The organism is Stenotrophomonas sp. STEN008, assembly GCF_056760435.1.
Window position 1 is genome coordinate 16,489 of sequence record NZ_JBRRET010000030.1, and the last position, 24,911, is coordinate 41,399.

The 24,911-nt window shown below is 67.5% G+C and carries 24 protein-coding genes; 11 read left to right on the top strand and 13 right to left on the bottom strand.

The window, feature by feature from the left end; genetic code table 11:
* The first annotated feature begins 26 nt into the window (after positions 1 to 26).
* On the top strand, positions 27 to 632 hold the full coding sequence (locus ACVOME_RS13830) for a glutathione S-transferase family protein (protein WP_065174063.1): 606 nt from the start codon (positions 27 to 29) through the stop codon (positions 630 to 632).
* Positions 633 to 704: 72 nt separating this feature from the next.
* Here ACVOME_RS13830 and ACVOME_RS13835 read toward each other — a convergent pair whose 3' ends face one another.
* Positions 705 to 1,712, bottom strand: a complete 1,008-nt coding sequence (locus ACVOME_RS13835) for a zinc-binding alcohol dehydrogenase family protein (RefSeq protein WP_065174064.1) — start codon at positions 1,710 to 1,712, stop codon at positions 705 to 707.
* 91 nt (positions 1,713 to 1,803) lie between these two features.
* Between ACVOME_RS13835 and ACVOME_RS13840 the strand changes: the two genes are divergently transcribed.
* The 3 genes from ACVOME_RS13840 to ACVOME_RS13850 all read left to right on the top strand — a co-directional run bounded on the left by ACVOME_RS13840 (position 1,804) and on the right by ACVOME_RS13850 (position 5,021).
* The gene (locus ACVOME_RS13840; RefSeq protein WP_053517236.1) at positions 1,804 to 2,775 is read left to right on the top strand and encodes a LysR family transcriptional regulator; all 972 of its coding nucleotides are present in this window, start codon (positions 1,804 to 1,806) and stop codon (positions 2,773 to 2,775) included.
* 15 nt (positions 2,776 to 2,790) lie between these two features.
* Entirely contained in the window at positions 2,791 to 3,420 is a 630-nt protein-coding gene (gene leuE / locus ACVOME_RS13845) for a leucine efflux protein LeuE (RefSeq protein WP_053517234.1), read from the top strand.
* 173 nt (positions 3,421 to 3,593) lie between these two features.
* Positions 3,594 to 5,021, top strand: a complete 1,428-nt coding sequence (locus ACVOME_RS13850; protein ID WP_053517233.1) for an amino acid permease — start codon at positions 3,594 to 3,596, stop codon at positions 5,019 to 5,021.
* Between the two features lie 51 nt (positions 5,022 to 5,072).
* Here the strand turns inward: ACVOME_RS13850 and ACVOME_RS13855 are convergent, their stop codons facing one another.
* Together ACVOME_RS13855 and ACVOME_RS13860 are read right to left on the bottom strand one after the other, a co-directional pair.
* Positions 5,073 to 6,314, bottom strand: coding sequence for a dipeptidase (locus tag ACVOME_RS13855; protein WP_111187099.1), 1,242 nt, complete (start codon positions 6,312 to 6,314; stop codon positions 5,073 to 5,075).
* A 128-nt stretch (positions 6,315 to 6,442) separates the two neighbouring features.
* Positions 6,443 to 7,612: a class I SAM-dependent rRNA methyltransferase gene (locus ACVOME_RS13860; RefSeq protein ID WP_053517230.1), complete on the bottom strand. Its 1,170-nt coding sequence runs from the start codon at positions 7,610 to 7,612 to the stop codon at positions 6,443 to 6,445.
* Positions 7,613 to 7,962: 350 nt separating this feature from the next.
* Between ACVOME_RS13860 and ACVOME_RS13865 the strand changes: the two genes are divergently transcribed.
* The 3 genes from ACVOME_RS13865 to ACVOME_RS13875 all read left to right on the top strand — a co-directional run bounded on the left by ACVOME_RS13865 (position 7,963) and on the right by ACVOME_RS13875 (position 10,514).
* Positions 7,963 to 8,925, top strand: coding sequence for a TerC family protein (locus ACVOME_RS13865; RefSeq protein WP_053517229.1), 963 nt, complete (start codon positions 7,963 to 7,965; stop codon positions 8,923 to 8,925).
* Between the two features lie 103 nt (positions 8,926 to 9,028).
* The gene (locus ACVOME_RS13870) at positions 9,029 to 9,799 is read left to right on the top strand and encodes a rhomboid family intramembrane serine protease (protein WP_197600196.1); all 771 of its coding nucleotides are present in this window, start codon (positions 9,029 to 9,031) and stop codon (positions 9,797 to 9,799) included.
* Positions 9,800 to 9,926: 127 nt separating this feature from the next.
* Positions 9,927 to 10,514, top strand: a complete 588-nt coding sequence (locus tag ACVOME_RS13875) for an alpha-ketoglutarate-dependent dioxygenase AlkB family protein (protein WP_481505191.1) — start codon at positions 9,927 to 9,929, stop codon at positions 10,512 to 10,514.
* An 8-nt stretch (positions 10,515 to 10,522) separates the two neighbouring features.
* Here the strand turns inward: ACVOME_RS13875 and ACVOME_RS13880 are convergent, their stop codons facing one another.
* Genes ACVOME_RS13880 through ACVOME_RS13895 form a run of 4 tightly spaced genes read right to left on the bottom strand, consistent with a single transcriptional unit; the run spans position 10,523 to position 14,041 of the window.
* Positions 10,523 to 11,164 carry an ABC-type transport auxiliary lipoprotein family protein gene (locus ACVOME_RS13880; RefSeq protein ID WP_053516961.1) on the bottom strand — a complete coding sequence of 214 codons (642 nt, stop codon included), beginning with the start codon at positions 11,162 to 11,164 and terminating at the stop codon, positions 10,523 to 10,525.
* The gene (locus tag ACVOME_RS13885) at positions 11,161 to 12,087 is read right to left on the bottom strand and encodes an MlaD family protein (protein WP_053516959.1); all 927 of its coding nucleotides are present in this window, start codon (positions 12,085 to 12,087) and stop codon (positions 11,161 to 11,163) included. Before ACVOME_RS13885 ends, ACVOME_RS13880 begins: the two co-directional genes overlap by 4 nt.
* Positions 12,088 to 12,090: 3 nt before the next feature.
* Positions 12,091 to 12,918 (bottom strand): ABC transporter ATP-binding protein, encoded by an 828-nt coding sequence (locus ACVOME_RS13890; RefSeq protein ID WP_053516958.1) that lies wholly within the window; start codon positions 12,916 to 12,918, stop codon positions 12,091 to 12,093.
* Between the two features lies 1 nt (position 12,919).
* A complete protein-coding gene (locus ACVOME_RS13895) occupies positions 12,920 to 14,041 on the bottom strand; it encodes an ABC transporter permease (protein WP_053516957.1) in 1,122 nt (373 codons plus the stop codon).
* A gap of 92 nt (positions 14,042 to 14,133) precedes the next feature.
* Between ACVOME_RS13895 and ACVOME_RS13900 the strand changes: the two genes are divergently transcribed.
* On the top strand, positions 14,134 to 15,393 hold the full coding sequence (locus ACVOME_RS13900) for a threonine/serine exporter family protein (RefSeq protein ID WP_065182498.1): 1,260 nt from the start codon (positions 14,134 to 14,136) through the stop codon (positions 15,391 to 15,393).
* A gap of 54 nt (positions 15,394 to 15,447) precedes the next feature.
* Here ACVOME_RS13900 and ACVOME_RS13905 read toward each other — a convergent pair whose 3' ends face one another.
* The 3 genes from ACVOME_RS13905 to ACVOME_RS13915 all read right to left on the bottom strand — a co-directional run bounded on the left by ACVOME_RS13905 (position 15,448) and on the right by ACVOME_RS13915 (position 18,715).
* Positions 15,448 to 15,828 (bottom strand): H-NS histone family protein, encoded by a 381-nt coding sequence (locus tag ACVOME_RS13905; protein ID WP_053516955.1) that lies wholly within the window; start codon positions 15,826 to 15,828, stop codon positions 15,448 to 15,450.
* 222 nt (positions 15,829 to 16,050) lie between these two features.
* Positions 16,051 to 17,742, bottom strand: coding sequence for a proline--tRNA ligase (locus tag ACVOME_RS13910; protein ID WP_053516953.1), 1,692 nt, complete (start codon positions 17,740 to 17,742; stop codon positions 16,051 to 16,053).
* 595 nt (positions 17,743 to 18,337) lie between these two features.
* Positions 18,338 to 18,715 carry a DUF4124 domain-containing protein gene (locus tag ACVOME_RS13915; RefSeq protein WP_481505192.1) on the bottom strand — a complete coding sequence of 126 codons (378 nt, stop codon included), beginning with the start codon at positions 18,713 to 18,715 and terminating at the stop codon, positions 18,338 to 18,340.
* An 80-nt stretch (positions 18,716 to 18,795) separates the two neighbouring features.
* Between ACVOME_RS13915 and pssA the strand changes: the two genes are divergently transcribed.
* From pssA to rimI, 3 genes are read left to right on the top strand one after another with little or no spacing between them, the layout of a single operon-like run.
* Positions 18,796 to 19,572 carry a CDP-diacylglycerol--serine O-phosphatidyltransferase gene (pssA, locus tag ACVOME_RS13920; protein WP_053516952.1) on the top strand — a complete coding sequence of 259 codons (777 nt, stop codon included), beginning with the start codon at positions 18,796 to 18,798 and terminating at the stop codon, positions 19,570 to 19,572.
* Positions 19,569 to 20,066, top strand: coding sequence for a hypothetical protein (locus ACVOME_RS13925; protein WP_053516951.1), 498 nt, complete (start codon positions 19,569 to 19,571; stop codon positions 20,064 to 20,066). The genes pssA and ACVOME_RS13925 overlap by 4 nt, the downstream gene beginning before the upstream one ends.
* Complete coding sequence (gene rimI / locus ACVOME_RS13930) at positions 20,063 to 20,560, top strand: ribosomal protein S18-alanine N-acetyltransferase (RefSeq protein ID WP_481505193.1); 498 nt, start codon at positions 20,063 to 20,065, stop codon at positions 20,558 to 20,560. Before ACVOME_RS13925 ends, rimI begins: the two co-directional genes overlap by 4 nt.
* A 75-nt stretch (positions 20,561 to 20,635) precedes the next feature.
* Here the strand turns inward: rimI and ACVOME_RS13935 are convergent, their stop codons facing one another.
* The 3 genes from ACVOME_RS13935 to ACVOME_RS13945 all read right to left on the bottom strand — a co-directional run bounded on the left by ACVOME_RS13935 (position 20,636) and on the right by ACVOME_RS13945 (position 24,862).
* Positions 20,636 to 21,457 carry an EamA family transporter gene (locus ACVOME_RS13935; RefSeq protein WP_481505194.1) on the bottom strand — a complete coding sequence of 274 codons (822 nt, stop codon included), beginning with the start codon at positions 21,455 to 21,457 and terminating at the stop codon, positions 20,636 to 20,638.
* A 63-nt stretch (positions 21,458 to 21,520) separates the two neighbouring features.
* Complete coding sequence (locus ACVOME_RS13940; protein ID WP_197600669.1) at positions 21,521 to 24,364, bottom strand: valine--tRNA ligase; 2,844 nt, start codon at positions 24,362 to 24,364, stop codon at positions 21,521 to 21,523.
* A gap of 72 nt (positions 24,365 to 24,436) precedes the next feature.
* Complete coding sequence (locus ACVOME_RS13945; protein WP_004154132.1) at positions 24,437 to 24,862, bottom strand: DNA polymerase III subunit chi; 426 nt, start codon at positions 24,860 to 24,862, stop codon at positions 24,437 to 24,439.
* Positions 24,863 to 24,911 lie beyond the last annotated feature (49 nt).

Here is a 24,911-nt window from a genome sequence, read left to right on the forward strand (position 1 = left end):
CTCAACTGCTGCGTCCCGCCCCGGTCATGCTCGCGCTGTTCGGAAAGCCCACGTCGATCAACGTACGCAAGGTGCTGTGGCTGTGCGCCGAGCTCAGGCTGGCCATCGAGCACGACCCGGCACCGTCGGCACGGCGGCTGGCCGGGCTGAATCCGAACCTGCAGGTGCCGGTGCTGCGCGACGGCGGCTTCGTGCTGTGGGAATCGAACAGCATCTGCCGTTACCTGGCCTCCCGCGCCGGACGCGCTGACCTGCTGCCGGCAGATGCGCAGGCGCGTGCGAAGGTCGAGCAATGGATGGACTGGCAGGCGACCGACCTCAACACCGCCTGGCGCCACGTGTTCATGGCACGCGTGCGGCAGCATCCTGACTATCCCGACGACGACCGGGCCGAGGCCGGCCTGGCCCGCTGGAATGAGCTCATGGGTCTGCTGGATGCCCAGCTGGCCGGCACGGGAGCGTATGTCACCGGCGACCACTTCACCCTGGCTGACATCGTGCTAGGCCTGTCCACCCAGCGCTGGCGCAGCACCCCCGGCGCCAGGCCCGCGCTGCCCTGCGTTGACGCCTGGTTTGACCGCCTGCGGTCGCGACCCGGGTTCGCCGAACACGTCGACAACGGTGAACCCTGAGGCAGCGGTACGTACCGCGAGGCCTCCTGCAGGGCCGGGTCATGCTTTGCTCTGCAGGAGGCAGACAGGCCTCTACCAGCCTTCGAGAACGATCTTGCCCTTGGCGCGGTGACTCTCCAGCACGGCATGCGCGCGGCGCAGGTTCGCCGCTTCAATGCGGCCGAAATGCTCGCCCAGCGTGGTCTGCAGCACGCCGGCATCGACCAGGTCCGCGACGCGGTTCAGCAGCACGTGCTGCTGCTGCATGTCCGGCGTCCGGTACAGCGGGCGGGTGAACATCGATTCCCAATGCAGCGACAGCGCCTTGCGCTTGAGGGCCATCACATCCAGCTGGCCAGGATCGTCGATCAGCCCCAACTGGCCCTGTGGCGCCAGCACCTCCACGATCTGCGCGAAATGCTGGTCGGTGTGGGTCAGGCTGGCGACATGCTCCACCTGCGCGATGCCCAGCCGTGCCAGCCCTTCGGCCAGTGGCTGGCTGTGGTCGATCACATGATGCGCGCCCATCGCGTACACCCAGTCCTGCGTCTCCGGGCGCGAGGCGGTGCCGATCACGGTCAAGCGGGTCAGGCGACGCGCAAGCTGCACCAGGATCGAGCCGACGCCACCGGCCGCGCCGATCACCAGCAGGGTCTGGCCCTCGCCTGCGCCCTCGGCGATGCGCAGGCGATCAAACAGCAGCTCCCAGGCCGTGATCGCCGTCAGCGGCAGGGCTGCGGCGGCCGCATCATCGAGGCTGGCCGGCTTGCGGCCCACGCTGCGCTCGTCCACCAGCTGGTACTCGGCATTGCTGCCGGACCGGTCGATCACGCCTGCGTAGTAGACCGCATCGCCCGGCTGGAACAAGGTCACCTCACCGCCCACCGCATCGACGATGCCGACGGCATCCCAGCCGAGCACGCGCGGGCCATCGGTGGCCATGTTGCGGCGGACCTTGGTGTCGACCGGGTTCACCGCCACCGCGCGCACCGCCACCCGGAGGTCGCGCGGGCCCGGCTGGGGAAGCGGCAGGTCGATATCGATCAGGGCCTGTGCATCGTCGATCGGCAGGCCGGCATGGGAATAGGCAATGGCGCGCATGGCAGCGGTCCAGTGGGAAAGGAGGCCACAGCGTGCGCCGCGCACGGTCCGCCGGAAAGGCGCACAATCGGGCAGGACTTTCACTCCTGCGATGAAAATGATCCGCTTCGACGACCTGCAGCTGTTCGTCCGTACCGCCGCGCTGGGCAGCTTCTCGCAGGCCGCGCGCGAGGCCGACCTGCTGCCCGGACAGGTCGCCGCCGCCGTGGCCCGGCTCGAGCGCGAACTGGACCTGCGCCTGTTCGTGCGCACCACCCGCAGCCTGCGGCTGACCGCCGAAGGCGCGCTGTACCTGCCTTACGCGCAGGAGGTGCTGGCGACCCTGCGCGAAGGCCAGGCCCGGGTGCAGGGCGAGGATGCCGAGCTGCATGGCACGCTGCGGCTCTCTGCCCCGTCGGACTTCGGACGCAACCTGCTGCTGCCGTGGCTGACCCGGTTCCGTGCGATGCATCCGCGACTGCGGCTGCATCTGCGCCTGTCCGACGAAGTGGCTGATGTATTCCGCGATCCGGTCGATGTGGCGATCCGCATCGGGCACTTCGATGATGCCAGCTATGTCGCCCTGCCCCTGCTGGAAGGCAACCGGCGCGTGCTGGCGGCGTCGCCCGGCTACCTGCAGCGGCGCGGCACGCCGCAGCGTCTGGAGGATCTGCGCGAGCACGACTGCCTGGCCTACCAGCTCGGTGGTCGCGCCTACGACCGCTGGGCCTTCGAGGTCGACGGCCGTCGCGTGGTGATCCCGGTACAGGGCCCGCTGGTGTGCGACGACGCCGATGTGGTGCGGCGCTGGGCGGTGGCCGGTGAGGGCATCACCTACAAGTCCTGGCTGGACCTGCGCGAGGACGTGCTGGCCGGGCGCCTGCAGCTGCTGCTTGGCGGTGTGGGCAGCCACATCCCACTGCAGCTGGTCTGCCCGCACCGCAAGCAGTTCTCGCCCGCGGTGCGGCAGCTGCATGCGCAACTGCGCCAGCACCTGCAACCGCTGCTGTCAGGCATGCCCGAGGGCGGCGGCGGCCCCCTGTCGCAGCGCGCGGCACTGGCCGACAATACCGGCTCCCCGTAGCGAGAGAACACCGCCATGCCGTGGATGGGCATCCAGGACCTGTGGACGTTTCTGGTCGCCGTGCTGGTGTTCCTCGCCCTGCCCGGGCCTGGCACGTTCACCCTGTTGACCGCCACCGGCCGGGGCGGGGTGCGCGGTGGTTACACCGCACTGGCCGGCCTGCTGGTCGGCGACCAGATCCTGATGTGGCTGGCCCTGGCCGGCGTGGCGGCCCTGCTGAAGGCCAACCCGCTGGTCTTTCACGCCGTGCAGTACCTGGGCGCGGCCTATCTGGTGTGGGTGGGCATCAGCCTGCTGCGCACGCCCAGGCAGGAGGGCGGCGATGCCGGCCCGATCCGCATGCAGCCGGGCCGCTACTTCCAGCAGGCGATCCTGGTCAGCCTGCTCAATCCGAAGGCGATCCTGTTCTACATGGCCTTCCTGCCGCTGTTCATCGACCCCAGGGCGCACCAGGGCATCGCCACCTTCGTCGCGCTGGCGGGGATCATCTTCGTGGTCAGCATCGCCTACTGCTCGCTGTTGATCTGGGTGGGCAACCTGGCGCGGCGCCGGTTGATCCAGCATCCGCGCGTCAGCGACGCGCTGCGACGCGTGGCCGGAGTGTTCCTGGTCGGCTTCGGCATCCGCCTGGGACTGAACGGCTGACCGGCACGGCGACGGCTGTCGGGCCCGTTCCGCAACCTTTGTGCTGATTCCGGCAGTGTCGTCGCGGTCATGCGCGCGCTGCGCCAGGCATGACCCCCGTCAGTGGTAATGCTGCGCTGCATTCGGTCACACTCGGAGACTTGTCGTTATCAGTCACCCCTTCCGAGGCCTGCATGTCCCTGCTCCGGCGCAAGTCCCTAGATTCCGTCACCGTCCACGAAGCCGGCAGGCGACTGGTCCCGACACTCAGCTGGCCGCACCTGATCGCGCTGGGCATCGGCGCCATCGTCGGTACCGGCATCTACACGCTGATCGGCGTCGGCGCCAATCTCGCCGGCCCGGCCGTCCTGATCTCCTTCGCCATCGCCGGTGCGGTCTGCGCCTGCGCAGCCCTGTCCTACGCCGAGCTGTCGACGATGATGCCGGCCGCCGGCAGTGCCTACACCTACAGCTACAGCGCGTTGGGCGAGGTGTTCGCCTGGGTGGTGGGCTGGAGCCTGATCCTGGAGTACTCGCTGGTGGTCAGCACGGTGGCCGTGGGCTGGTCGGGGTACTTCGTCGGCTTCCTGGAGTGGGTCCACACCCAGTTCGGCTGGGACGTGACCCTGCCGGCCGCGCTGGCCGCGGGTCCGCACGTGGAAGGCGGCATGATCAATCTGCCGGCGATCGTCATCACCTGGCTGGTGGCCCTGATGCTGATGGCCGGCACCAAGGAGAGCGCGACCCTCAACGCGATCCTGGTGGTGTTCAAGCTGATCGCGCTGGCCATCTTCGTGGCAGTGGCACTGCCGGCCTTCGACAGCAGCAACCTGCAGCCGTTCATGCCGTATGGCTTCGCCAAATCACTGGGTCCGGATGGTGTCGAGCGAGGCGTGATGGCGGCCGCCGCGATCATCTTCTTCGCCTTCTACGGTTTCGACGCGATCTCCACCGCTGCCGAGGAGACCAAGAACCCGGGCCGCGACCTGTCGATCGGCATCATCGGTTCGATGATCGGCTGCACCATCGTCTACGTGCTGGTGGCGCTGGCCGCCGTGGGTGCGATGAGCTACGCGGTGTTCGGCCACAGTGCTGAGCCGCTGGCGCTGATCATGCGCCAGCTCGGCCACCCGACCGCGGCGATGGTGATCGGTGTCATCGCGATCATCGCCCTGCCGACCGTGCTGCTGGCCTTCCTGTACGGGCAGAGCCGCATCTTCTTCGTCATGAGCCGCGATGGCCTGCTGCCGCGTGGCCTGTCCAAGGTCAGCGCGCGCACCGGTACGCCGGTGGCCACCACGCTGTTCACCGCGCTGGTGGTGTCGGCCCTGGCCGGCGTGGCACGCCTGGACGAGATCGCGGCATTGGCCAATGCCGGCACCCTGGCGGCGTTCACCGCGGTGGGCATCTGCCTGGTCGTGCTGCGCGTGCGTGAACCGAACCGCGAGCGAACCTTCCGCACGCCGCTGGCCTTCATCGTCGGGCCACTGGCCGCGCTGGGCTGCATCTACCTGTTCATCAGCCTGCCGCACACCACGCAGCTGTACTTCCTGCTGTGGAATGTCGCGGGCCTGGTGCTGTACTTCCTGTACAGCCGTCGCCATGCGCTGATCGCGCGCTGATCCAGACCGCGCCGGGCACGGCCCGGCGCAGATCCGGCCCGGGCGGGGCGGTTACCCGCCCTGCCTGGCGGCGTAGTCCTGCGCCTGCCGCATCACCCGCAGCAGATTGCCGCCCCAGATGCCGGCGATCTGCTGTTCCGTGTATCCCTTGCGCAGCAGCCACGCGGTGATCTTCGGCAGCTGGCTGACATCGGGCAGGTCACTCAGGCCGCCGCCGCCGTCCCAGTCCAGGCCGATGCCCACGTGTTCGGGCCCGACCACCTGGAGGATGTGCTCGAAGTGGGCGAAGAAGTCCTCCAGGCTGGCGTGCCGGACGGGGTGTTCGTGGTCCAGTGCCTGTTCGGCCTTCAACAAGGCCACGCCCTGCTCGATGCCCATGCCTTCCCAGCCTCCCAGCTGCCGGCTGAGTGCTTCTTCGGCCTGTTTGCGCTCGGCCGTCTTGCCGGTGTCGATCAGATAGCCGCCATAGGCGTTGACCTGGATCACACCACCGGCCTTGGCCAGCTTCTTCAGCCGCGCGTCGTCGAGGTTGCGTGGATGGTCGTAGACCGCCTTGGCTGAACTGTGCGAGAGCACGAACGGCACCGGCATCATCGCCAGCAGATCGTCGAACACGGCATCGGAGGCATGCGACTGGTCGATGACGATGCCGAGCTTCACCGCCTCGCGCACCAGCGCCTTGCCGGCCGGGCTCAGGCCTTTCCACTCCGGTCCCTTCGGATCGGTCGCAGAATCAGCGAACTCGTTGTTGGCGAAATGCACCGTGCTCAGCAGGCGCAGGCCGGCACGGTGATAGAACGAAAGCAGGCTGGGGTCGGCCACCAGCGGGCTGGCGTTCTCCATGCTGATGTAGACCACGCGTTTGCCGGCGGCCTTGATCCGCGCCGCATCGTCAGCGGTCAGGGCCAGGGCGAACCGATCGCCGTTGGCCGCCACCATTTCGCGGATTTCCAGCAGGCGCTGCAGGCCGTGATCGCGCTCGGCCAGGTGGGCGGCGGCGCTGCGGTCGCCCTGGTCGGTGTAGATCGCCCAGAACCCGCCGTCCAGTGATCCCTCGACCATGCGCGGGTAGTCCACCTGTGACAGCGCATTGCGATCATGGCGCTGTTCGATATCGAAGCCGGTGCGGCCAAAGTTGGCCGGCGTATCCAGGTGGCTGTCGAGCGTCAGCAGGCGCTGCTGCAATGTCTTGGCACGCGCAAGCTCCTGCGCGCTGAACTCGATGGCATGGGCGGTCAGCGGCGCGCTCAGCGCCAGGGCAAGCAGCACGGACAGACGGCGCAACGACGGCATGGGGTTCCTACCGGCAATGGGAAGAACCCGACCATAGCGCTGCGGCCGGCCAATTTGTAGAGCCGAGCGCATGCTCGGCTGCCAGACAGATCAGCCGAGCGTGGGCTCGGCTCTACAGCGCCACGCGGTCAATCAACCACGCGGCAGAACACCGCCTTCAGGTAACGCGATTCCTGCACGTGGGCCATGAACGGATGATCCGCGCCGGCACCGGCAACCTTCAGGATCTGCAGGGTGCGGCCGGAGAAATAGGCCGCACGGCGCAGCATGTCCAGGAACTGGTCCTCGGCCACCAGGCCGGTGCAGGAGAAGGTGGCGAACAGGCCACCGGGCTTGACTACGCCCAGCGCCAGCTTGTTCATGTCCAGGTACTTCTTCAGCGCATTGATCACCTGGTCGCGGTCGCGGGTCATCTTCGCCGGGTCCAGGATCACCACGTCGTACTGCTCACCGCGGTTGGCGGCGTCGCGCAGCCACGGGAAGATATCGGACTGGATGAACTTCGGGCGCACGTTGTTCAGGCGCGAATTGCCCTTGGCGATCTGGATGACGTCTTCATCGATGTCGATGCCGACCACGTCCGAGGCCCCGCGTGCCGCTGCATAGACCGCGAAGCCGCCGGTGTTGCAGCACAGGTCGAGCACGCTCTTGCCTTCCACCTGCTGGCTCAGCCATTGCCGGTTCTCGCGCTGGTCGGCGAAGAAGCCGGTCTTGTGCGCGCCGGCCGGATCGGCGCGGAACTTGATCCCGTACTCTGTGATCACCGACGCTTCGGTGGTGGTGTTGCCGTGGAAATCGAAGCTTTCCTGCTTCTGCACGTGTTCGTCGGCGAAGCTGTGGAAGCGGCAGCCGGGGAACTGCTCACGCAGCGCATCGTAGATCCACTCGCGGTGGCGGAACATGCCGGCGGCAAAGAACTCGACCACCACCAGGTCGCCGTAGCGATCGACCACCAGGCCGGACAGGCCATCGCCCTCGCTGTGCACCACGCGCCAGGCGTCGGACACGGCGTCCAGCTTCAGCACGTCACGGCGCAGCGACACCGCCTGGGCGATCTTGCGCGAGAACCAGCCGGCATCAACCGCAACGGCCTGATGGGTTTCAAGAATGCGCACGGCGATGCGCGAGTGCCCGTTGTAGAACCCGCGCCCGATGAATTCCCCGTCCACCCCGACCACGTCGACGAGGGAACCGGGCTTGGGCCGGACGGTCGGCTTCTCGACCAGTTTCTGGAAGATCCACGGGTGGCTGGAGCGCCACGCGTTCTTGAGGCGGACAACGGGAAGGGGGGTATTCATCCACCTATTGTAAACCGGCCGCCGGGAGTCAGATCCCCGCAGGGGCTCTGACCCCTCTCTGGCGGGAACATGGGCTCGGGGCCCATGCGGGGATCTGCCCCCGGTGCCCGGGCATTTGACGGCGGACGCGGCAGGCCGCAGAATCGGCGCCAGAAGGGGAGTAGCTCCCAGACGTTGTCGCCGTCATTTCGAGCCCGCAGGCTCCGGTGCAACGGCAGTTCCAGCCGACTGGAACTGCGAGCGAGACCTTCGCCGTACTGGCGAAGCTCTGTCCCTGGATCCCCTCCCGATCCTCCGTTGCAGATCCTCGCCGTCCGGCCTGGCATTCATCTTTCCAACGGACATTCCCAATGCAGACGATCGGTAACATGTGGTTGTGGGGCGGCTTCGCAGCGGTGGTGGTCATCGCCCTGCTGGTCGACCTCGTGTTGATGCGCCATGGTGGCCCGCACAAGGTCACCTTCAAGGAGGCCCTGTGGTGGTCCATCGGCTGGGTCGCGCTGGCCCTGCTGTTCAACGCCGGCCTCTGGTACTACCTGAATGAGACGGCCGGCCAGGTCGTGGCCAACAAGGTCGGTCTCGAGTTCCTGACCGGCTACCTGGTCGAGAAGGCGCTGGCGGTGGACAACATCTTTGTCTTCCTGATGATCATGAGCTACTTCGCGGTGCCGGAGGAACAGCGCCAGAAGGTGCTGATCATCGGCATCCTGGGCGCGATCGTGCTGCGTACGATCATGATCTTCGCCGGCAGCGTGCTGATCAGCCAGTTCCATTGGCTGCTCTACGTGTTCGGCGCCTTCCTGCTGTTCACCGGCTGGAAGATGTGGTTTGCCGCCGGACAGGAGCCGGACCTGGAGAGCAACCCGGCCCTGCGCTGGATGCGCAAGCACCTTCGCCTGCTGCCGGAGTACGCCGGCAACGCCCTGAGCGTGAAGCGCGACGGCGTGCGCTGGTTCACCCCGTTGTTCGCGGTGCTGATCCTGATCGCCGTCACCGACGTGATCTTCGCGGTGGACAGCATTCCGGCGATCTTCGCGATCACCACCGATCCGTTCATCGTGCTGACCTCCAACGTGTTCGCGGTACTGGGCCTGCGTGCGATGTTCTTCCTGCTGGCCGGCATGGCCGACCGGTTCCACCTGCTGCCGTACGGCCTGGCACTGGTGCTGGGTTTCATCGGCATCAAGATGATGATCATCGACCTGTTCAAGATCCCGACCCCGGTCTCGCTGGGCGTGGTCGCGCTGATCATTGCCGCCACCGTCGTGCTGAGCCTGAAGTACCCGCCCAAGGAAGGCGAAGGCCAGGCCTGATCGCGGCTGGCAGACATGGCCAGCGGGATTGTCCCGCTGGCCGCTTCCACTCTCCCGCAGCGGTGGCCTTGGTTTCGCGCCAGCCACCGCCATTGCTTGAGGTATGAACAGCAACGCGCCCCTGCCCGCCGGCGACGTGCCGGCCCCCCGCAACGACCGCCTCCGCATCCTGCGGGCGTTCAATGTCAGCCTGGCCGCCGTGCTGGTGCTGGTGGTCGTGTTCGCCCTGCAGGGCACGTTCGACTGGCGCCCCTGGGCGGTAGCGCCGCTGGAAGCCAAGGGCCTGCTCGGCCTGCTCGGCGGCCCGCTGCTGCATGCCTCGGTCGAGCACATCGCCGCCAACAGCATCGCGATCCTGATCCTCGGCACCCTGGCCGGAAGCGTCTATCCCAGGGCCACCGTCCGCGCCCTGCCCCTGCTCTGGCTGGGATCGGGTGTGGGCGCATGGATGCTGGGCAATCCCGGCAGCGTCCATCTGGGTGCCAGTGGCGTGACCCACGGCCTGATGTTCCTGCTCGCCGGCCTCGGCCTGCTGCGCCGCGACCGCGCCGCCATCGCCACCGGCCTGATCGGCATGCTGTTCTACGGTGGCATGCTGATGACCATCCTGCCGCATGCCGACGGCGTGTCCTGGCAGTCGCACATGGGCGGCGCCTTCGCCGGCATCATCGCAGCGCTGCTGTTCCGCACCGCCGACCCGCTGCCACCGCGTCCGCGCTACAGCTGGGAGGACGAGGAAGAGAACGCAGAACCGCTGGCCGACGATGAACTGGAGCCGCCGTCGCCACACCGTGTGCCGGTCCTGTGGCAGCCGCGCGAAGGGCAGGATTACGTGGTCATCCCGTTCCGGCGGCCGGACGAACCGCGCGGCTGAGGTGGGATGGGTCCCGGGGGGGGGGCCCCGCGCGCGGGGGCCCCGGGCCCCCGGGGCGGCGCCGGGCGGCCCCCCCGGGCGGGGGGGGGGGGGGGGGGGCCCCCCCCGACACTGCCTGGCGATCCCGATGCTGTTTCCACACGAGCTGCCCGATGCCGACGTCCGTCATGTTCCGGGCTGGCTGCTGCCGGATCGGGCGGATGCGCTGCAGCGGACATTGGGCGAACAGGTGGCCTGGGATGTGCACCGCATCCGGATGTTCGGTCACTGGGTGGATTCGCCGCGGCTGAGCAGTTGGATCGGCGATCCGCAGGCACGCTACCGGTATTCCGGCGCCGAGTTCGTCCCGCGGCCCTGGCTGCCGGCTTTGCAGGCGCTGCGCGTGCGATTGCAGGAAGAGGGTATCGGCCGGTTCAACAGCGTGCTGCTCAATCGATACCGCGATGGTGGCGATTACATGGGGTGGCACAGCGACGACGAACCCGAACTGGGACCGGCGCCGGTGATCGCTTCACTGAGCCTGGGTGCGGCGCGGCGTTTCCTGCTGCGACGACGCGACGAGCCGGCACGCAAGGCGGAGTTCGTGCTGGGCCATGGCGATCTGCTGTTGATGGCCGGCAGCACCCAGCGCTTCTATCAGCACGCGTTGCCGAAGATGGCGCGGGCTCAGGGCGAGCGGATCAACCTGACATTCCGTTGGATCACGCCGCGCTGAGCGAGGGATCAGCGCGGTGCTGCGGCGCTGTCGTTCTGCCCACTGACCAGCGTCCAGCCGACCACGTCCTGCGCGATCTGCTGCAGGCCACGTTCGAACGCCGCCGCAACCGCCGGCACATCGGTACTGCCAACGGGCTGCGCCTGACGGAAGGTGCGATCAGCGACCACGCGCTGGTCGGCCACGTGGATCAGCTTGGCATTGAGTTCGATCACCACCGTCGGCGTGGTCTGGCCCTGGTAGTCCGACTCGAAACGACGGATGTCCGTGGACAGCTTGTAATCGGCGCGGATACCGGCGGCGGTGCGGGCCACGCCGTTGATGCGGCCGGAGTCCTCGAAACCGCGCAGCAGCGTGTCCTCGATCATGTCGGTGGCCGGCTGGGCCCAGCTGGCGCCCCTGTAGATCTCCAGCTCCGATGGCGTGGGACGCACGTTGATGCGCGGGCTGTCGACCATGCGCGCCGCGCTGGGTTTGGCCAGCACCAGCTGCCAGGCGACCTGGGGCCAGCTGGGATCGACCTTCACCTGCACGGCAGGCGAGTACAGGGTGACGGGATTCTTGTCGCCGCTGCCGAGGATCGAACAGCCCGACAGCAGCGCCAGGGCCAGGCCTGGCAGCAGCAGGCGTGGGAAGAGGGTCGGGCTCATTTGGGTTCGAACTCCTTCGGGGCATCGCGGCCGAGCAGATAGCGCGCGGGGTTGTTCTCGAGGCGGTCGCTGACCCGGCGCAGGTCGCGGATCAGGCCACGCAGTTCGGTCAGGGTCGGGCCCAGCTGGCCGAGCCCGTCATTGGCGAAGCTGTTGATCGCGGCGCGGTTCTCGCCAAGGATCGAATCGGCATTGCCGGCAGCCGAATCGAGCTTGACCAGGGTAGCGTCGAGCTTGTCGATGATGCCCGGCAGCTGCTGCACCAGGTTCCTGTCGAGGCGCTCGATGGTGCCGTTGGTGGTCTTCAGCGTGGTGTCCAGGCTGCGTGCGGCATCGCGCGCGCTGAGCAGCAGCGCCTGTGTGCCCTGGTCACGGTCGGCCAGTCCGCCGCTGATGGTTTCCAGGTTGGCCAGGGTCGCGTTGATCGACGCCACGTTGCGATCGCTGAGGATCTGGTCCATGCGCTCGACGATGCGGTTGGCCACATCGGTGATGTTCTGCAGTGCCGAAGGCGTGGTCGGGATGATCGGCGCCGGGTCCTTGTTGACCGTGGTCAGTGCCGGCGACTGCGGCGTGCCGCCGCTGAGCTGGATGATCGACGGACCGGTCAGGCTGGTGATCGCCAGCTTGGCACGGGTATCGGTCTTCACCGGCGTGGTGGAGTTCAGGCGGATGCGCGCCACCACCTGGCGCGGATCGTCCGGTACCAGGTTCAGCTCGATGATCGAGCCGACCGCGATGCCGTTGTACTGCACCGGGCTGCCGACCGACAGGCCGGTCACCGCCTCGCGGAACACCACGCGGTATTCCTGCCAGGTGCGGTCGGATGAGTACTTGGCCGCCCACAGGCCGAAGGCCAGCAGGGCCAGGCCGGTGATCAGGGTGAACGCGCCGATCAGCACGTAGTTGGCTTTGGTTTCCATGGCTCAGGCACTCTCGATCTGTTCACCACGCGCGGCACGCGCACGTGGTCCGTGGAAGTATTCCTGGATCCACGGATGATCCAGTTTCTCGATTTCCGCAAGCGGTGCGTTGGCGATCACCTTGTGATCGGCCAGCACGGCGACGCGGTCGCAGATGGCGTACAGCGTGTCCAGGTCATGGGTGATCAGGAACACGGTCAGGCCCAGCGCTTCCTGCAGGGTCTTGATCAGCCGGTCGAAGGCCGCCGCGCCGATCGGGTCCAGGCCGGCGGTCGGTTCGTCCAGAAACAGCAGCGGCGGGTCCAGTGCCAGCGCGCGGGCCAGGCCGGCACGCTTGCGCATGCCGCCGGACAGCTGCGAGGGCAGCTTGTTGATCGCATCGGCGGGCAGGCCGGCCAGCTTCACCTTCAGCAGTGCCAGCTCGTAGTGCCAGCGTTCGGGAAGGTCGCGATGATGCTCCTTCAGCGGAACCTGCACGTTCTCGCCGACGGTCAGCGAGGAGAACAGCGCGCCATCCTGGAACAGCACGCCGGTGTTGCGCTCGATATGCAGCCGGCTTTCGGCATCGTCGGCACGCGCATCGCGGCCGAGCACTTCGATCTGTCCTTCATCCGGCACGCGCAGGCCCAGGATCGAGCGCATCAGCACGGACTTGCCGGTGCCCGAGCCGCCGACGACGCCGAGGATCTCGCCGCGCCGCACGTCCAGGTCGAGGTCCTCATGGACGGTCTGGCTGCCGAAGCGGTTGACCAGCCCACGCACGCGGATGGCCAGGTCATGGCCATCGTCATCACGCATCTCGAAGGTGCCGGAACCGGAGGTCGTGTTCATGTCACCAGTCCATATGCATGAACCACAACGCCGCAAAGGCGTCGATGATGATCACCAGCGAGATGGTCTGCACCACGCTGGATGTGGTGCGCTCGCCGACCGACTGTGCGGTGCCGGTGACCTTCAGGCCCTCCAGGCAGCCGATCAGGCCGATCACCACCGCGAAGACGGGCGCCTTGGACAGGCCGACCAGCATGTGCCGCACCTCCATCGTGTCGTGCATCCGCGCGATGTACATCTGCGGCGGAATGTCCAGATCGAACGCGCCGACAGTGATGCCGCCGGCCAGGCCGGCAATCATCGCGATGAAGGTCAGCAGCGGCAGGGTCACCAGCAGCGCGAACAGGCGCGGCAGTACCAGCAGGTCGATCGGGTCCAGGCCCAGCGTGCGCATCGCATCGATCTCCTCGCGGGCCTTCATCGCGCCGATCTGCGCGGTGAACGCGCTTGCCGTGCGGCCGGCCAGCACGATCGCGGTCAGCAGCACGGCGAACTCGCGCAGGAAGGCGATGTTGACCAGCTCGACCACGTAGATCTCCGCGCCGAAGTCGCGCAGGATGGTCGAGCCCAGGAACGCGATCACCGCACCGACCAGGTAGGACAGCAGCGCCACCAGCGGCACGGCGTCCAGGCCCACCTGCTCCATCTGGTGCACGGTGGCGGTGAGGCGGAAGCGCCGCGGCTGCTTGACCAGGCGAGCGGTCTTGACCATCGCCTCGCCGAGGAAGCTGGCCAGGGCCACGATGTTGTGGCCGGTGCCATGCATGCTGACGCCCAGCCGTTCCAGCGCGGCCAGCACGCCGAAGTCGCGCTTGGGCTTGGGCCGGTCGTCGGCCACTTCCTCGATGGTGCACACCAGTGCCTGGTGATCCGGCCGGAACTGCAGCGCATCCTCGCCGAGGTCGGCGCGATGGGCCACGCGCAACAGCTGCAGTACGCCGGCCGAATCGAGCTGCTCGATGCCCGTGGCGTCAATGCCGGTCAGTTTGTCGGGAACGGCGCGCAGCACCTCGGCCGCGGCCAGCGCGGTCTTCAAGGTCCAGTGGCCGGACAGGCGGATCAGCCCGGGGTCGTGGGCGTCCTGTTCGAGCTGGGGGGCGAGGTTCTGGGTCACGTGGGCCATTCGGGTCGCAGCATAACCGTTCTGTATTGTGCTTCGCGTTGAACCAGGATGAATTCCTCCGGCGGGGCCCGGCCTAGGTAATACTACGGCGCATGTCCGCAGACGCTCACACGATCCCCACGCCCCAGGCCACCTACGCGCAGCGCGTGGCCTTCGTTTCCGAGATCGCCGGCCGCCTCCACAGCTACGGCACCACGGCCCAGCGTCTGGAAACGGCCGTGGTCGCACTGGCAAAACAGCTCGATCTCGATTGTGAACCGTGGTCTAACCCCACCGGCATCATCCTCAGCTTCAGCGACCCGGCCCAGGCGATCGGCTCCAGCGACATCACCCGCGTGATCCGCCTGGCACCGGGCGAGAACGACCTGCACAAGCTCAGTGTCGCCGACCGGATCGCCGAGGAAGTGGCCAACGGGCGGATGAGCATCGCGCAGGGGCACACCGCGCTGCGTCAGCTGGACAAGGATCCCGGCCGTCGCGGCAAGCTCCGCACCATCCTCTCGTTCACGCTCGGCGCGGCCGGTGTCGCCGGCATGTGGAAGCTGCCCTGGCTGGACATCGCCACCGCCGGTGTCATCGGCCTGATGATCGGCCTGCTCGGCATGGTCACCGACCGTCGCCCGGCGACCCGCGAGGCCGCCGAGGCGCTGGCCGCGCTGCTGGCCGGCCTGGTTGCCACCCTGATCGCTTCGTTTGTCGGCGCGCTCAACCTCAACACGGTGATCATCGCCTCGCTGGTGGTGCTGCTGCCCGGCATGTCGCTGACCAATGCGGTCAACGAACTGGCCAGCCAGCACTGGGTGTCAGGCACCGCGCGGTTTGCCGGTGCGCTGACCACGATCATGAAACTGAGCGTCGGCGCGATGATCGCGGTGACCCTGGCCGATGTGCTGGGCCTGGACCCGGTGATCCGTGCCTCGCGACCGCAGGGACCGTGGGTGGAGTGGGGGTCGCTGCTGACCGCGGCCTTCGCCTTCGCGATGCTGTTCAAGGCCAGCCGTCGCGATTATCCCTGGGTGATTGCCGCGTCCGTGGCCGGCTATGCCATTTCCAAGTTTGGCGGGCACGCCTGGGGGGCACCGGCAGGCATCTTCCTGTCGGCGATGGTGCTGACCGCCGGCGGCAACCTGTTCGGTCGGCTGGCCGGGCGTCCGGGTGCGATCATCCGCCTGCCGGGCATCATCATGATGGTCCCTGGCAGCACCAGCCTGCGTGGCGTGCTGACGCTCGTCCAGCAGCAGGATGTCGGTGCCGGCCAGAGCGTGTTCCTGACCGTGCTCAACGTGGTGATGGCGCTGGTGGCGGGCCTGCTGTTCGGCAACCTCTTGATGCCGGCGCGCAAGACGTTGTGATGGAATGAAGAACGCCGACTTGCGCCGGCGTTCTTCATTCTTTCCGATCCGGCCTCAGGCCTTCTTGATCAGGAAATCTTCCGGCTTCTTGCTGCCCTTGGCGGTCAGCTCGGCCATCCAGCGCGGCTGCTTGCCACGGCCGGTCCAGGTTTCCTTCGGGTTGGCCGGGTTCCGGTACTTCGGGGCGACCTTGCCGAGCTTGCGGCCGGCGGTCTTGGACGGCGCCGCTGCCTTGCGGGCGCGTGGCTTGGCAGCCGTGGTAGCGGTACCGAACAACTCCTCGATGGTGTAACCCTCGGTCTTGGCCAGCTTGCTCAGCTGGGCCCGCACCTTGGCGATCGGGCGACGCTTGGCGACGATGGTCTGCTGCTTTTTCGCGGTGCGGATCAATGCGCCCAGCTCGCGTGCCGACAGGCCGGTCAGGTCGATGCTCATCTACGGTTACTCCGGAAACTAATAAGGGACAGGGACGAGCCGGTCCGTGGCGTCGGCGCACAGGATAATGATGAATTAAATCCAGTACAAATCATGCAGGTCAGGGTATGGCGATGGACAGACTGCATCGTGACCATTTTGACCGGATTATGTCCAGCTGCATATTCACCGGCCCACCGCCGGTACAAAGAAAAAGACCGGGGCATGCCCCGGTCCAGTCACTCAACCCTGCAGGCGTTGCAGCAGGGTAGCCTTATCCAGGCTTTCGGCTTCGCTGGCACGTCGCGAGCGGTACTCGTACGTGCCGGCCGCCAGGCCGCGCTCGCTGACCACCACGCGATGCGGGATGCCGATCAACTCCATGTCGGCAAACATCGCACCCGGGCGCAGCCCGCGATCATCCAGCGCGGCATCGAGACCGGCATCGCGCAGTTCCTGCAGCAGGCCGGCAGCGGCTTCGGCCACAGCGGCATCGCCCTTGGGGTTGATGACGCACACCACCACCTGCCACGGCGCCATCGCGTCCGGCCAGATGATGCCGGCATCGTCATGATTCTGTTCGATCGCGGCAGCGACCACGCGCGAGATGCCGATCCCGTAGCAGCCCATTGCCATCACTGCGGCCTTGCCGTTCTCGTCCAGTACGGTCGCGTCCAGCGCTTCGGCGTACTTGCGGCCAAGCTGGAACACGTGGCCGACTTCGATGCCACGGGCGATCTTCAACTCGCCGCCGTCCAGCGCACGGTCACCGGCACGCACGTTGCGGATATCGACCACTTCCGGTTCCGGCAGGTCGCGGCCCCAGTTGACTCCAGCCAGGTGGAAGCCCGCTTCATTGGCACCGACCACGAAATCGGACATCGCCGCCACTTCGCGGTCGGCCACCACGCGGATCGCCTTGGCCGGTGAAACCGGGCCGAGGAAGCCGGGCACGCTGCCCAGGTACTCGGCGATCTCCGCTTCGCTGGCAAAGCGCTGCTCTTCCAGGCCGGCAACCTTGCCCAGCTTGATCTCGTTGACCTCGTGGTCGCCACGGACCAGCACCAGCACGAACCCTTCGGCGGTCATCAGCGCCACCGACTTCACCGTGCGCTGCAGGGCGATGCCGAGCAGGGCGGCAACGTCCTCGCAGGTCTTCTGGGTGGGGGTCTCGACCTTGCGCATCGTCTCGCCGGCTGCCGCGCGCGGTGCCGGTTCCGCGGCGATCGCCGCTTCCATGTTGGCCGCGTAGTCCGAGCCGGTGGAGAACACCAGCGCGTCCTCGCCCGAATCGGCGATCACATGGAATTCCTGCGACGCGTCGCCACCGATCGCGCCGGAATCGGCCTGCACCATGCGGAAGTCCAGGCCCAGCCGGGTGAAGATGCGGCTGTAGGCGGCCTTCATGTTCTCGTACTCGCGCACCAGGCACTCATCGTGCAGGTGGAACGAATAGGCGTCCTTCATCAGGAATTCGCGTGCACGCATCACGCCGAAGCGCGGGCGGATCTCATCGCGGAACTTGGTCTGGATCTGATAGAAGTTCACCGGCAGCTGCTTGTAGCTGGACAGTTCGCTGCGCGCGAAGTCGCAGGCCGCTTCCTCGGCGGTCGGGCTGTAGCAGAACACCTGGTCCTTGCGATCCTTGATCTTCAGCAGCTGCGGCCCGAACTTCTGCCAGCGGCCGGTCTGCTCCCACAGCTCCTTGGGCTGGATGGTCGGAATCTGGAACTCCACGGCACCGGCGCGATCCATTTCCTCCCGCACGATGCGTTCGACCTTGCGCAGCACGCGCAGTCCCAGCGGCGACCAGGTGTACAGGCCGGAGGCGAGCTTGCGGATCATGCCCGCACGCAGCATCAGGCGGTGGCTGGTCAGCTCCGCGTCGCTGGGGGTTTCCTTGGTGGTGTGCAGGTGGAACTGGGAGAGGCGCATCGTCGGCTTCGGTCTACGGCAGAGATCCCTATTCTGCCAGCCCGGGCGGGGGGAGGGTATCGGCAGGGCTGCGCCCTGCACCCGTCTCAGGCAACTTCAACTGCCACAGCAACAGCGGGCTTCGCGTGGGATGGCGGGGTGGATCCGGTGGCAGGGGACGCCGTAAACCCGTCCATGGGGGCTTGGTCGCGGCATCCATGCCGCTCACACCCCTGCCACCGGACCCACCCCGCCTTCGACGGATCTCTGCGACCTGCCCGCATTTCGGTAGAGCCGAGCCATGCTCGGCTGCTGTTCGATCCATTCTCGAACTATTCGATTTCAAGGGATTTCATCCACGCACGGCGTGGATGGCCCGCCGTCACCAGGAACCTGTCGGGGGTGGGGTGGGGGGGGGGGGGGGGGGGCGGTGGGGGGGGGGGGGTGGCGGCGGGGTGGGCTTTGGGTGGGCCCCCTCCCCCCCCTTTTGTTTTTTTTGGGGGGGGCCCCCCCCCCCCCCCCCCGCCCCGCCAAACCAGCAGAAGACCAGAGCCGCTTTGGCATTTGATGTTGCGGTTGCTTGAAGCAGGTGCAGGGCGCAGCCCTGCCGACCCCCTCAACCGGCTGCTGGGCAGTAGGCCTTGATGCTGGCTTCAGCCAGTCCCTTCTGCGCGGTGCGCTGCTCCGCGGTCAGTACGGTGTCGCCCTTGCCGTCGCCGTCGGTGTCCTGCATCACCTGGCCGGAGCCTTCCAGCAGGGCCAGGTTGGCACGGGCGGTGCTGCACTGCTCCGGTACGGGTGCGGCCGGGCGTTCGGAGCTGTCAGCCGATGGCGCCGAGCGCGCCTGCGCCCGGGTCTCGTAGGTCCTGCCTGCTGGCGGGGTTTCCGAATACTGGGTGACGCCGTTGGCGTCCTTCCACTTGTAGACGGGGCCGGCCATGGCACTGGTACTGGCCAACAGCAGCAGGCATCCCAGGCAGGACAGGGCACGCATGGCAAACTCCGCAGAATGGGCGTAGAACGCCGATTGCAGCATTGGCACCGACCGCTGGCAAGTCGATTAAACTGGATTCCATGGACCCGATCACACCGCCGCCGCGTTCGCGCACGATTTACCTGCTGCCCAACCTGTTCACCACTGCGGGCCTGTTCGCGGGCTTCTACGCGATCATCGCCGCTGCCAACGGGGATTTCGTCAATGCCAGCATCGCGGTGTTCGTGGCGGCGGTGATGGACGGCCTGGATGGCCGTGTCGCGCGCCTGACCGGCACCAGCAGCGAGTTCGGCGTGCAGTACGACTCGCTGGCCGACCTGGTCAGCTTCGGCATGGCGCCGGCACTGGTGATGTACCACTGGTCGCTGTCCTGGCTGAAATTCGATGATCCCCTGCTGGGCCGTGTCGGCTGGGCCGTGGCCTTCCTGTACGCCGCATGCGCGGCGCTGCGTCTGGCCCGCTTCAATACCCAGGTCGCGGTGGTGGACAAGCGCTGGTTCGTCGGCCTGGCCAGCCCGGCCGCTGCCGGGCTGATGATGTCGTTCGTCTGGGCCTTCGCCGATGGCAACCTGGGCTGGGATGGCAATCAGCTGCGCTATGTGGCGCTGGCGGTGACGCTGGTCGCTGCGCTGCTGATGGTCAGCCGCATCCGCTTCTGGAGCTTCAAGGGCGGTGCCGCCAAGGATTCCCGTTCCGACCGGGTGCCGTTCCTGGTCCTGGCACTGGTACCGATGGCCATCGCGATCGCGGTGATCGACCTGCCGCGCGTCCTGTTCGCCGTGGGCATCCTGTATGCCCTGTCCGGCCCGGTGATGTGGGCGGTGCAGCGCCTGCGCAAGAAGTCCGAGGCCGCGTGAGCCAGGATCTGCCCGTGCTGTGGTCACCGGCCCAGCAGGCCTGGCTGCAGGCGATGGGCTATACCGTCTATCACGACGGCCAGCTCGCCGCGGAGCTGGACGCTGCATTGCAGCTGAGCGTGGCCGACGCCGATGCGGCCAACCCCCCGGCAGCGCAGTCTCCGTCACGCCAGCCCGAACCGTCAGCGGTGGAGCCGGCACCGCGCCAGCCGCGGAGTCCGTCGCCGCCGCCTCGCACCGCGCCCGCCGTGGTGCCGGCAACCGAACCGCAGGCGGCACGCGCAGCCTCGGCGGGCACCACCCGGCAGCCGGCGGTACGTCTGCCTGATCGCCTGCAGATCGCGCTGCTGCGCGCGTCCGGCTGCAATCCGAACGATGCCGCGACGCAGGCGCTGATGGACAGCTGGCCGTTGGAGCAGCTGCGCCGTGATCCAGCCGCCAAGCGCGCGCTGTGGCCGCAGCTGCGCGCCCTGCGCAAGCGGGGCGCGCCGTGAGTGCGGTCAGCCAGCCCGGTCCGGTGCGCCTGCGGGCGCTGCGCGAGAGCGATCTTGCCGAGGTGATGGCGATCGAGGTGCGTGGCTATCCCTTCCCGTGGACCCGCGGCATTTTCATTGATTGCCTGCGTGCGGGTTATCCCGGTCTGGCAATGGAGCGCGATGGCCAGCTGCTCGGCTACGGCGTGCTGAGCATCGCTGCCGACGAGGCGCATGTGCTGAACATCTGCATCGATCCGCTGGTGCAGTCACGCGGGCTGGGGCGGCAGCTGCTGCGTGCGCTGGTGCAGCTGGCTGGTGATCGCGGTGCCCAGCGTGTGTTCCTGGAAGTGCGCCCGTCCAATGTGCCGGCGCTGGCGCTGTATCACAGCGAAGGGTTCAACGAAATCGGCCGGCGTCCGCGCTATTACCCGGCCGCGCAGGGGCGCGAGGACGCGGTGGTGATGGCGATCGAGCTGGTCGATGGCGACCTGCAGACGATGCCGCCGCTGTAACCGGGATGCGCCGCGTTGCCCGCCGGTACGGCCGGGCGCTGGCGGCAGGTGCCAACCTTGGCGGGCACGTGTGGCTCACGCCAGCCGCAGGGCCAGCACTCCGCTGACGATCAGCGACGCCGCCAGCCAGCGCACGCGCGGTATCCGTTCACGCAGCAGGAATGCCGAGATCAGCAGGGCGAACAGGATCGATGACTCGCGCAGGGCCGACACCATCGCGACCGGTACCTGGGTCATCGCCCACAGTGCCATCGCATAGGACGCGGTGGTGCCCACGCCGCCGGCCAGGCCCAGCGGCCAATGCTGGCGCGCATAGGTCAGCACCGCGCTGCGGCGGGTGTACAGCGCCCACAGCGGCAGCGGGATGCCCGACAGCAGGAACAGCCACAACGTGTAGGCCAGCGGGCTGCCCGACAGGCGCGCGCCGTGCGCATCGACCAGGGTGTAGCTTGCGATCATCGTCGCCGTCAGCAGCGGCAGGCCGAGCTGGCCTGCGCGCGCGCCCAGTGCCATGGCCAGGATGCCGCTGCTGACCAGCGCCACGCCCAGCCACGCCGCTGCGGGCAGTGATTCGCCGAGCACGGTGCCGGCCAGCGCGACCAGGATCGGTGCGCAACCGCGCATGAGCGGATACGCCAGGCTCATGTCCACCTGCTGATAGCAGCGCGCGACCAGCGCGTAATAGACCACCTGCAGCAGTACCGAGGCCGCCAGCCACGGCCAGCTGGTTACGTCCGGCAGAGGAAGGAGAGGCAGCAGCGCGGCGGACAGCAGTGCGGCGCTGCCGGTGACGAGCACGGTGCCGAGGAGCTTGTCGGCGCCACGCTTGACGATGGCGTTCCAGCTGGCATGCAGCGCGGCAGCGGCGAGAACCAGCAGGAAGATCGAAAGCGGCATCCTCTGATGATGCCAAAAGACCTGGGCGGGTGCGGACCTGGATCCGCACCCGCCGGTCGGCTGTTACAGCTTCGCGCGTTGTTCGCGCAGGCCGGCCAGCTGGGTGTTCCAGTCGGCCAGGCGCACGCGCTCCTGCTCGACCACCGCAGCCGGCACCTTGTCGGTGAACCGGGCCAGCTTGGTTTCGCTCTTCTCCTGCTCGCCTTCCACGCGCTTGATCTCCTTGTCCAGGCGTGCACGTTCGGCATCCAGATCGACCAGGCCTTCCAGCGGCACCAGCAGCTTCAACTCACCGACGATGGCGGCGGCCGCAGGCGGAGCGCTTTCGCCTTCGCCCAGCCACTGCACGCTGTCCAGCTTCAGCAGGAACGATAGCGACGCACTGAAGCGTTCGACGCGGGCACGATCCTGCTGCTGGCCGGCCTGCAGGCGCAGGGGCACCAGCCTGGACGGTGCGACGTTCAGTTCGCTGCGCACGCGGCGCACCGCGCTGATCACCGCCTTGAGCCATTCGACGTCGGCCTCGGCCTGGGCGAAATCGCCCTGGAACTCGGCTGCGGTCGGGTAGGGGCGCAGCGACAGCGTGGTTTCGGCCAGGCCCAGGCGCGGGGCGAGCTGCTGCCACAGCTGTTCGGTGATGAACGGCGTCAACGGGTGCAGCAGGCGCAGCAGGGCTTCCAGCACATACAGCAGGGTGTGGCGGGTGCTTTCGGCATCCGCTGCGTCGCTGCCGCTCAGCGCCGGCTTGCTCAGTTCGAGGAACCAGTCGCAGAACGCATTCCACGCGAACTCGTACAGGCACTGCGCCAGCAGGTCGAAGCGGTAGGCGGCGAAGTGGCCCTGCGCTTCAGCGGTGGTGGCCGCCAGGCGTGCAAGGATCCAGCGCTCGGCATCGGTGCGCGGTGTCGGCACGCCGCTGAACGCCGCACCTTCGGTGTTCATCAGCGCGAAGCGGCTGGCATTCCACAGCTTGTTGCAGAAGTTCTTGTAGCCTTCGGCACGGTTCATGTCGAACTTGATGTCGCGGCCGTGGGTGGCCAGCGCCGCGATGGTGAAGCGCAGCGCGTCGGCGCCGTGGGCGGCGATGCCGTCCGGGAACTCCCTGCGCGTGGCTTTCTCGATCTTCTCCACCATCTTCGGCTGCATCAGGCCGCCGGTGCGCTTGGCGACCAGGTCATCGATGCTGATGCCATCGATGATGTCCAGCGGGTCGAGCACGTTGCCCTTGCTCTTGGACATCTTCTGGCCTTGTCCGTCGCGGATCAGGCCGGTGAAGTAGACGTCCTTGAACGGAATCTTTCCGGTCAGGTTGTCGGTGGCCATGATCATGCGGGCCACCCAGAAGAAGATGATGTCGAAGCCGGTGACCAGCACCGACGACGGCAGGTAGCGGTCGAAGCCACGCTCGGCCATGGCCTGTTCGTTCGGCCAGCCCAGGGTGGAGAACGGCCACAGCTGGGAGGAGAACCACGTTTCCAGCACGTCGCTTTCCTGGTTCAGCACGACATCGCTGCCGAGCTCGTGCTTTGCCCGCACCTCATCCTCGCTGCGACCGACGTAGCAGGTGCCGGTGGCAGCGTCGAACCACGCCGGAATGCGGTGGCCCCACCACAGCTGGCGGCTGATGCACCAATCCTGGATGTTGGCCATCCAGTGACGGTAGGTGTTGATCCAGTTCGGCGGCACGAAGGAGATGCTGCCCGGCTTCCCATCGGTACCTTCGACCAGCTCCAGGCCGCGCTTGGCCAGCTCGTCCATCTTCACGAACCACTGGTCGGTCAGGTACGGCTCGATCACCTGGCCGGTGCGGTCGCCGCGCGGCACCTGCAGCTTGTGCGCCTTGGTCTCGACCAGGATGCCCAGGTCTTCCAGCTCGGACAGCACGGCCTTGCGTGCTTCATAGCGGTCCAGGCCCTGGAAGCGTTCCGGGGCGTTCTCATTCAGCGCCGCCACCGGAGTGAACAGGTTGATCATCGGCAGGCTGTGGCGCACCCCGACCTGGTAATCGTTGAAGTCATGCGCGGGCGTGACCTTGACCACGCCGGTACCGAACGCACGGTCCACGTAATCATCGGCGATCACCGGCACGCGGCGGCCGGTCAGCGGCAGCACCACGGTCTTGCCGATCAGGTGCGCGTACCGCTCGTCTTCCGGATGCACCATCACGGCGGTGTCGCCCAGCAGGGTCTCCGGGCGGGTGGTGGCCACCACCAGGTAATCGCGGGTCTCGCGCAGGGTTTCGTTACCGTCGGCGTCGCGCTCGACGTGCTCGTAGCTGAGGCCGTCATCGAGCTGATAGGCGATCGACCACAGGAAACCGTCTTCTTCGGCGCTCTCCACTTCCAGGTCGGAGATGGCGGTTTTCAGCACTGGATCCCAGTTGACCAGACGCTGGCCGCGGTAGATCAGGCCCTGCTCGTGCCAGCGCACGAAGGCCTCGATCACCGCCGCCGAGGGCTGCGGGTCCATGGTGAAGGTGCTGCGCGACCAGTCGGCCGACGTGCCGAGGCGGCGCATCTGTCGTTCGATGGTGTCGCCGGACTGCTGCTTCCACTCCCAGACCTTGCCGATGAAGCCTTCGCGGCCCAGCGAGTCACGGGTTTCGCCCTTGCCTTCCAGCGCCAGGTTGCGGCTGACCACCATCTCGGTGGCGATGCCGGCGTGGTCGGTGCCGACCTGCCACAGCGTGTCGTAGCCGCGCATGCGGTGGTAACGCACCAGCGCATCCATCAGGGTCTGCTGGAAGGCGTGTCCCATGTGCAGCGTGCCCGTCACATTCGGCGGTGGCAGCAGGATGGTGTACGGCTCGCCCTGGCCGGACGGCTTGAAGTGGCCGGCCTTCTCCCAGGCCTCGTAGAGGTCGGTCTCGAAGGACTTCGGGTCGTAGCTGGAGGCGAGTTGGGTCATGCGGGGGAACCAGGAGGTAATCGTTGAAGGATCAGGGCGCAGGGGTGGCCCATCAAGGGGGCCGCGGGGCGCTCACATGTCGTGCTTGTTCAGGTCGTAACCGGCGGCCTTGTACTGGCGCCAGCGTTCGCGCAGCGGTTCGCGCGCTTCAGGGTCGGCCGGGACCACTTCCAGCACGCGCTCGCACTGGCCCAGCCAGGGGTCGTCGCGCAGGTTGATCACCAGCGGGCGGGCCGGCGCCTCGGTGCCGGGCACGGCGATCAGCACCAGCGCTTCTTCCTCGTCCATGTCCTCGCCGGCAATCTGATGCGGGATGTAGGCGTCGTCATCGAACGCCCACAGCAGTTCGTCCAGTTCCTCGGCCTGGGCCTGGTCGCGCGCCAGCACCAGGGTGAACAGGCCGGCATCGTTGGCCTTGCGTGCCAGCTCGCAGACCAGGCGCAACGGCTCGGTCAGGAAACGGGGCTTGGCGATCAGGTAGAAGTCGGCGCGGGGCATGGCAGGGTCCGGAACAGGCGGGGGCCCGGTCTGGCCGGGCGAGGCCCTG

Excerpts from the sequence above, each read along its gene's own strand:
- ACVOME_RS13945 (WP_004154132.1), bottom strand. The coding sequence starts at position 24,862 with ATGCCCCGCGCCGACTTCTACCTGATCGCCAAGCCCCGTTTCCTGACC.
- ACVOME_RS13940 (WP_197600669.1), bottom strand. The coding sequence starts at position 24,364 with ATGACCCAACTCGCCTCCAGCTACGACCCGAAGTCCTTCGAGACCGAC.
- leuE (WP_053517234.1), top strand. The coding sequence starts at position 2,791 with ATGCCGTGGATGGGCATCCAGGACCTGTGGACGTTTCTGGTCGCCGTG.
- ACVOME_RS13880 (WP_053516961.1), bottom strand. The coding sequence starts at position 11,164 with ATGAGCCCGACCCTCTTCCCACGCCTGCTGCTGCCAGGCCTGGCCCTG.
- ACVOME_RS13835 (WP_065174064.1), bottom strand. The coding sequence starts at position 1,712 with ATGCGCGCCATTGCCTATTCCCATGCCGGCCTGCCGATCGACGATGCA.
- ACVOME_RS13850 (WP_053517233.1), top strand. The coding sequence starts at position 3,594 with ATGTCCCTGCTCCGGCGCAAGTCCCTAGATTCCGTCACCGTCCACGAA.
- ACVOME_RS13855 (WP_111187099.1), bottom strand. The coding sequence starts at position 6,314 with ATGCCGTCGTTGCGCCGTCTGTCCGTGCTGCTTGCCCTGGCGCTGAGC.
- ACVOME_RS13870 (WP_197600196.1), top strand. The coding sequence starts at position 9,029 with ATGAACAGCAACGCGCCCCTGCCCGCCGGCGACGTGCCGGCCCCCCGC.
- ACVOME_RS13885 (WP_053516959.1), bottom strand. The coding sequence starts at position 12,087 with ATGGAAACCAAAGCCAACTACGTGCTGATCGGCGCGTTCACCCTGATC.
- ACVOME_RS13910 (WP_053516953.1), bottom strand. The coding sequence starts at position 17,742 with ATGCGCCTCTCCCAGTTCCACCTGCACACCACCAAGGAAACCCCCAGC.
- ACVOME_RS13875 (WP_481505191.1), top strand. The coding sequence starts at position 9,927 with ATGCTGTTTCCACACGAGCTGCCCGATGCCGACGTCCGTCATGTTCCG.
- ACVOME_RS13865 (WP_053517229.1), top strand. The coding sequence starts at position 7,963 with ATGCAGACGATCGGTAACATGTGGTTGTGGGGCGGCTTCGCAGCGGTG.
- ACVOME_RS13890 (WP_053516958.1), bottom strand. The coding sequence starts at position 12,918 with ATGAACACGACCTCCGGTTCCGGCACCTTCGAGATGCGTGATGACGAT.
- ACVOME_RS13895 (WP_053516957.1), bottom strand. The coding sequence starts at position 14,041 with ATGGCCCACGTGACCCAGAACCTCGCCCCCCAGCTCGAACAGGACGCC.
- ACVOME_RS13905 (WP_053516955.1), bottom strand. The coding sequence starts at position 15,828 with ATGAGCATCGACCTGACCGGCCTGTCGGCACGCGAGCTGGGCGCATTG.
- ACVOME_RS13935 (WP_481505194.1), bottom strand. The coding sequence starts at position 21,457 with ATGCCGCTTTCGATCTTCCTGCTGGTTCTCGCCGCTGCCGCGCTGCAT.
- ACVOME_RS13860 (WP_053517230.1), bottom strand. The coding sequence starts at position 7,612 with ATGAATACCCCCCTTCCCGTTGTCCGCCTCAAGAACGCGTGGCGCTCC.
- pssA (WP_053516952.1), top strand. The coding sequence starts at position 18,796 with ATGGACCCGATCACACCGCCGCCGCGTTCGCGCACGATTTACCTGCTG.
- ACVOME_RS13915 (WP_481505192.1), bottom strand. The coding sequence starts at position 18,715 with ATGCGTGCCCTGTCCTGCCTGGGATGCCTGCTGCTGTTGGCCAGTACC.
- ACVOME_RS13900 (WP_065182498.1), top strand. The coding sequence starts at position 14,134 with ATGTCCGCAGACGCTCACACGATCCCCACGCCCCAGGCCACCTACGCG.
- ACVOME_RS13830 (WP_065174063.1), top strand. The coding sequence starts at position 27 with ATGCTCGCGCTGTTCGGAAAGCCCACGTCGATCAACGTACGCAAGGTG.
- ACVOME_RS13840 (WP_053517236.1), top strand. The coding sequence starts at position 1,804 with ATGAAAATGATCCGCTTCGACGACCTGCAGCTGTTCGTCCGTACCGCC.